Source organism: Stieleria sp., assembly GCF_041595215.1.
Taxonomy (GTDB): Bacteria; Planctomycetota; Planctomycetia; order Pirellulales; family Pirellulaceae; genus Stieleria; species Stieleria magnilauensis.
Genome location: NZ_JBFHKV010000500.1, coordinates 1 through 5,940, shown reverse-complemented (window position 1 = coordinate 5,940; position 5,940 = coordinate 1). Strand labels below are relative to the sequence as shown.

Annotated in this window: 5 protein-coding genes; 3 read left to right on the top strand and 2 right to left on the bottom strand. The window is 59.3% G+C overall.

Annotated elements, in window-relative coordinates:
• Positions 1-142 precede the first annotated feature (142 nt).
• The 3 genes from ABX749_RS18775 (at position 143) to ABX749_RS18765 (ending at position 4,992) form a co-directional block, all read left to right on the top strand.
• Complete coding sequence (locus tag ABX749_RS18775) at positions 143-1,060, top strand: ABC transporter ATP-binding protein (protein WP_372897307.1); 918 nt, start codon at positions 143-145, stop codon at positions 1,058-1,060.
• A 138-nt stretch (positions 1,061-1,198) separates the two neighbouring features.
• A complete protein-coding gene (locus ABX749_RS18770; RefSeq protein WP_372897306.1) occupies positions 1,199-3,661 on the top strand; it encodes a hypothetical protein in 2,463 nt (820 codons plus the stop codon).
• Positions 3,658-4,992: a hypothetical protein gene (locus ABX749_RS18765; RefSeq protein WP_372897305.1), complete on the top strand. Its 1,335-nt coding sequence runs from the start codon at positions 3,658-3,660 to the stop codon at positions 4,990-4,992. The genes ABX749_RS18770 and ABX749_RS18765 overlap by 4 nt, the downstream gene beginning before the upstream one ends.
• Before the next feature lie 245 nt (positions 4,993-5,237).
• Here the strand turns inward: ABX749_RS18765 and mnhG are convergent, their stop codons facing one another.
• Positions 5,238-5,588 carry a monovalent cation/H(+) antiporter subunit G gene (gene mnhG, locus ABX749_RS18760; RefSeq protein WP_145217027.1) on the bottom strand — a complete coding sequence of 117 codons (351 nt, stop codon included), beginning with the start codon at positions 5,586-5,588 and terminating at the stop codon, positions 5,238-5,240.
• Positions 5,585-5,940, bottom strand: a 356-nt coding sequence (locus ABX749_RS18755) for a monovalent cation/H+ antiporter complex subunit F (RefSeq protein WP_372897304.1), incomplete at its 5' end; no start/stop codon positions are given. The genes ABX749_RS18755 and mnhG, both read right to left, overlap by 4 nt.

Here is a 5,940-nt window from a genome sequence, read left to right as displayed (position 1 = left end):
TGGACGATCACTTGCGGCAGTTGGTCGACACCGAGCCGGCCGTCTTGGTGTCGTCGACCGAGCCGAGTGACAACGGCGGAGCCGAAGAATGAGTAGCCAAGCACAAGCCACTGACCGTCTTCCCGAACCCAACGAAACGACCATGGAACCCGTCATCACCACCGACGCCCTGACGATGCACTTCCGTCGCTGCGACGCTCTGATGGGCGTCAGCTTGGAAATTCAGCCGGGAACGGTGTTTGCACTGTTGGGCGAAAACGGTGCCGGCAAGACGACGATGATTCGCATCCTAACCGGATTCCAAAAACCGACCAGCGGCTCGTGCACGGTATGTGGCATCAACCCGCTGCGTGACCCGCAAGGCGTCCGGCGTCAAATCGGTTACGTCTCCGACGCACCGGCGCTCTACGACTGGATGACGGTCGCGCAGATCGGCGGCTTCACGGCGTCATTTTACGACGACTCGTTTTTGCCGAACTATGAAGCGTCGATCCGTCGCTACGACATCCGCCCCGAACAAAAGATCCGCCATCTTTCCAAGGGCCAACGCGCCAAGGTCGCCCTATCGCTCGCCCTGGCCCATGATCCGTCGTTGTTGATTTTGGACGAACCCACCAGCGGGCTTGATCCCAAAGTACGTCGCAACTTCCTGGAATCGATGATCGACCGCGCCGCCACGGGACGCACGGTTTTCCTGTCCAGCCATCAGATCAGCGAAGTCGAGCGGGTCGCCGACACGATTGCGATCCTGCACCACGGCCGAATCCGGTTGCACGGTCCGCTTGCGGAGCTTCGCGAATCGATTCACGAGGTGGTCATTGACGTCGACGATCCACTGCGATCGATCGCGCCGCCCCCGGAACCGGCCGAAGTGTTGACCGAAGAGACGTCGGGCCGCTCCCGTCAACTGTTCGTCCGACACTTGTCACCGGAAATGATTCACGCGCTTCGGGAAACCCCGGGCGTCACGGAAGTCCGAACCCGAGTCGCGACGTTGGAAGAAATTTTTGTCGCCTGCACGTCCCATCGAACCGCACCGGCGATGACCGCGTCGATTTGACGTCTTCGCTGAAATCCGCCGGAACGCGGACGCGTCCGCGATACCCGATCGAGTAACCCTTTGAACCGCCCGTGGACTCGCGTCCACAGGTTGATGCAACCGCCGGCCCAAGGCGGAACACCTCCGACTGATCTGCCAATGAGCACCGAAGCAACACTCACAGCACTGACGACGACGCGGCACGAAGCTTCTTCGACCGCGTGGTTCTGGTGGAAAGAAACTCGACAGCTTGCACCGTTGGTTGCACTGCTGGCCATCGTTTCGTTGTTAATCGTCGTCATCAACGCAGTCCTCGGCGCTGCGATGGGTTGGCTCCGGCTGCAACTGCCCCATGAAGTGACGATGCTGGTGTTCCCGGGGCTGTTCGCGACCGGCGCCGGTCCCTTGTTGGTCGGCCAGGAACGCTCTCAACGCACGATCGACTGGTTGGCCTTGCTGCCGATTTCATCCAAACGGATCGCCTCGACAAAATTGCTGGTCGGTATGATTGGCCTGGCCGTGATGTGGGTGTTCGCGTTGCTGGTGATTCTGGTCTTTGAACTCGGTCAACGCGACACGTCGCACTGGACGATCGGCGGTCAAACCGGTTATTCGGGAAACCCGTTCAGCTATCCGGTTTGGATCTCGCATTCGTTGTTCGTGTTGTTGGCAGGCTTTTATGTCGCCTGGCGGATCAAGAATCAATTTTATTCCTTGATCGCATTGATTCCGTTGGCGTTCTCGCCGCTGATCGCGACGTCGCTGGTCTCCGAGTTTGCTAATCGCCCGATGGCGGCCGGGCAGCTGGATTGGATCAACTTGGGATTCACGTTGCTGGGCATCGTGATTGTGACTCCGATCACCTATCGAGCCGCGATCCGAACCCTGGGCGCCGCGGAAGCCCCCTCGGTGAAGCCGCTGTTGGACGTCTCGCCCCATTCTCCGGCGCGCGAAACGAACGATGCCATCGCGCCCACGTTCGGAACTCAAACCGCGCCGATCATTTGGCAATCGATTCACTCGGCCAAAGGCATGCTGGCGATCTTGATCGGCATGTTGCTGATCAGCTTCCTGGCCGCCGTTCAACTGGCGGCGGTGGATCGGTATCGCGGGATCATCGCACTGTTGCCTTGGCTGTTATTGCTGGCGCCCTTGGCCGTTTGCTGGTTGGGAATCAGTGTGTTCAAACACGACGGGGCATCCGAGCGGGTGCGTTTCCTGGCCGACCGCGGGGTCTCTCCCGGCAAGACGTATTTCGCACTGCATGCGGTACCGATTGCGATCCTGTGTTGCTCGCTGTTGGTTTACGGACTTTGGAATCTGACAATCGTTCACCGGGATAGTGTTTCCAGCTTCGCCGCGGGCTTGCCAACGCTGGTGACGATTTCGATGTTCGTCGTTTGGATCTATTCGATCTCCCAGTGGGTCAGCCAGTTTGTCCGCACGCTGATCTTGTCCGTCATTCTTGCCCCAATCCTTGCGTTGATCACGACGGGTTGGTTGGTGTTCGCGTACGTCTCACTCGGTTTCCCGATCTACGGATTGATCCTCTGCGGGCTCGCTCCGATGGTGGCAACGTTCGTGATGATGCGGCGTTACATGGACACCGGCGACCGACCGTTGACGTTCGTGGTCGGCAGCGGCGTGGTCGGGTTGATCGTGTTGTTGCCGATCGGTTTTGCCGCCGCACACTTGCTCTCTGTCCCCACCATGGATCCAACGCTGCGGGCGGAATTGCTCGGCGAAGCCCAGCGTGATTCCGGGCGCAACGCCCGATTTGTCGTCGTGCCGGTCACCGGATTCGCGGACGACTTCGCGTTTCGGCATGACCCGCTGGGCGACAAGATGAAGGACCTGCAGGACCACCTAGGCCAATACAAGCTGGATCCACAGAAGAGCGTTGCGTCGCTGAAGTCTAACGCGGGTACGGATGTGGTTGCGCACATCGGTCCGTGGGAGTACACACGCTGGCATGGAAACATGATGCGGGCACGAATCCAGTGGCGACAGCAACAGGACGATCCGGCGTGGTCCGAAATGGCCCAATGGCTGGACGCCTCGGCAACGCTGCTGCCGGCGCTCCGTCGCAGTACGTTGCTTTCGGGCCAGGAAATCACTGATCGCTTGGAAGTGCTGATGATCGACACGCTGCAAAACGACGTGCCCGGCGAACGAGCCGACGAGCCTGCCGTGCAAGTGGCCACGAATGCCATCGGAACGCCGGCCAGTCGAGCCGCCGCGCGTCGCCGTGCAGTGGTGGTGACCTGGCAACACAATTTCCAAGACGATCAAGGACGCTATCTGAATCACCATCTGACCGTGCTGGAGCATCAGCCGCCGGGACTCGTCGGTTGGATGCAACCCCGTTTCTACGACTCCTTGGTCACCGCCATGCTGGAAGGGATCGACGCCGCGGCCAACCGCAGCGACGACATCGGCTGGCGATGGAAACTTCACCAGCTTCATCAAACCGGGGGCGTGTTCCAGACCAGTCGCTACGGAGACAACCTGCGTTCGCTGCCGGCGATCGAAACGATGACCGTCGATCGCGTCAACGGATACGGCCAGCTCTGGGGCCGAGACTGGGAATACGTCGAATTAAAGATCAGGACCCAACCATGAGTGCTTCGCGAAAAACATTTCGAGACCGAACGATGATCGCAGTGGCGATGACTCCGCCGATCGCGCTGCTGTTGTTCTGCGTCTCCGCAGCCGCAACCTGGCAAGCCGAAGCGGCAAAGATCAGACCGATGCTGGAGCAGTCCTTTCCACCGGAGCTGATCGATTCGCCGGTCGCCCAGGCCGCCGACTATGCGGATCGGACGAGCAGGGAGCACACCCATTCGAGTCGCGAACTGGCCAGTGCGGTCAATGCGATCAACGAACAATATCACCTTTTGTTCGAAGTGCTCGACGAACAGGACGACCTCTTTGAGAATCTCGACGAAGAGCACCCGCTCGACACCTACCTGGACGACTACTTGGCCGAAGCGGCACCGTTGCTGGAAATCATCAAACAGCTCAATCTGAACGAGGCCTCGATTTGGTACGCCAACGAATTCGGGAACCCCAACAGCTATTCCAGCGGACTGATCAACTTCCGCGGATTGCCCGAACTGTTGCGGATGGAATTTCGCGGCGCGGTCCGTGACAAGCAGACCGACCGGGCGATGGAAGCATTCCGACTGTTTCAGGGACTGGGTATTGGACCCACCGACCAAGTCTCGCTCCGTCTCCTTCCATTGGTCACGCAATCGATCGCCACGGGAATTTGGAGTGAATCCGAACTGGATGAAATCGTTCAACGGATCGAAGCGTCACCGGATTTGAATCAGGCGTGGCAAAACAGCATTCGCTCGACCACACTGGCGCAGGCACCTTGGTTGCTGCGTGGCGAAGTGGTCGAGACGTGGCGTCGTGATCCGACGCCGAAAACGTTCGCCCCGAGTCTGCGCCTCCAATGGCTCCAGCACCACGAAGCATTCTCACGTGTCAGCGGGATCGGAACGTTTGACGCGATGAAACGTGTGATGAAATTGCAAGAGACGTTCCGTCGCGAATCTGGCTCCGGGTTGGACCTGGCGCTCCAAATCCCCACCTACAAACAATCCTACAGTCCGGGTCAATCGAAGGACTACTTGGCGACCGTCTACACCCGAGTCGCAAACGAGCGCCGACACGCGCAAACGGCCGCCGCGGTGGCGAAGTACAAGCTGAAGTTCGGCCAATACCCGGTGACGCTCGACGGTCTGATCAAGGTGAACTTGCCCGCCAGCGTCACGCTCGACCCGTTGGGTGTCCCATTTCACTTCGAGTCCGATGGAGAAACGTGCGAATTGGGAAATGTCGCGATCTGGTTCACCGATAGCCGCGGATACAGCGGTTCGTTCGAAACCCGCGAAGAAACACTCTCCGCGATTCTGAAACAGTTTGTGGTGCTCAAGTTTCGGTGATTACATCGTGATCCGATGGCGCTAGCCGAATGCCACTTACTTTGGCACTGAATGAGTTAGCGGAACGGCGCGAGCGGGCTGTCGATCTAGTCGTCACCGAAACAATCGTGAGCCGATGGCGCTAGCCACGGGCCTCCAAGGGCAACGTCGTCACCACTAGGCCCGCGGCTAGCGCCGACGGCTCACTAAATCAACAGCCCGCTCGCGCCGTTCCGCTAAAACGGTCGCCCATTTGAAGGCGATCCCTAACGCATTTCGTGGTCCTCGTTTGCCGAATCCGCGAGCGGTGATTCATCGACGACCGTGCCGCTCCATTTCGGAACGTTTTGCTGGTGGGCGGCGCGTCCGATCATGTGAGCGGCCACCGGCGTCGTCAGGAAGATGAATCCGATGACGAGAATGGCGACGGTCGTCGTTTCCATGTCTGCGAATTGAACAGCGGCGGCAAGAATTGTGCACCCGACGCCCAGAGTGGCACTCTTGGTCGCACCGTGCATGCGTGTGTACAGGTCTGGCATTCGCACCACCGCAACCGACGCCAGCAAAGCAAAGGCGGTGCCGGTGATCAGCAGCACGATCGTCACCACGTCATTCATTGGCCTGTCCCTCGTTGCAGATACCAACAAAAGCCGATCGTCCCGACAAAGTTGAATAACGCCACCACCATCGCCACCCGCAGAAAAATCACGTCACCGGTTTCCACCGCACTGACGGCAATCAGACCGACCAGCAGCGACGCGACCAGATCCAGCGCAACGACGCGATCGGGAAGCGACGGCCCAAGCACCAGACGCAGAAACGAAAGGCCGAGAGCGATCACCAGCACCACCAACGAAATCTGAGCGGTGAGGTTCACCCCTGCCGCCGATGCCAATACGGACAAGGCCGCGGCACCAGGGTTTACAGACCAATCAAGCATCATCGGATCAACTCCAATAAACGTCGTTC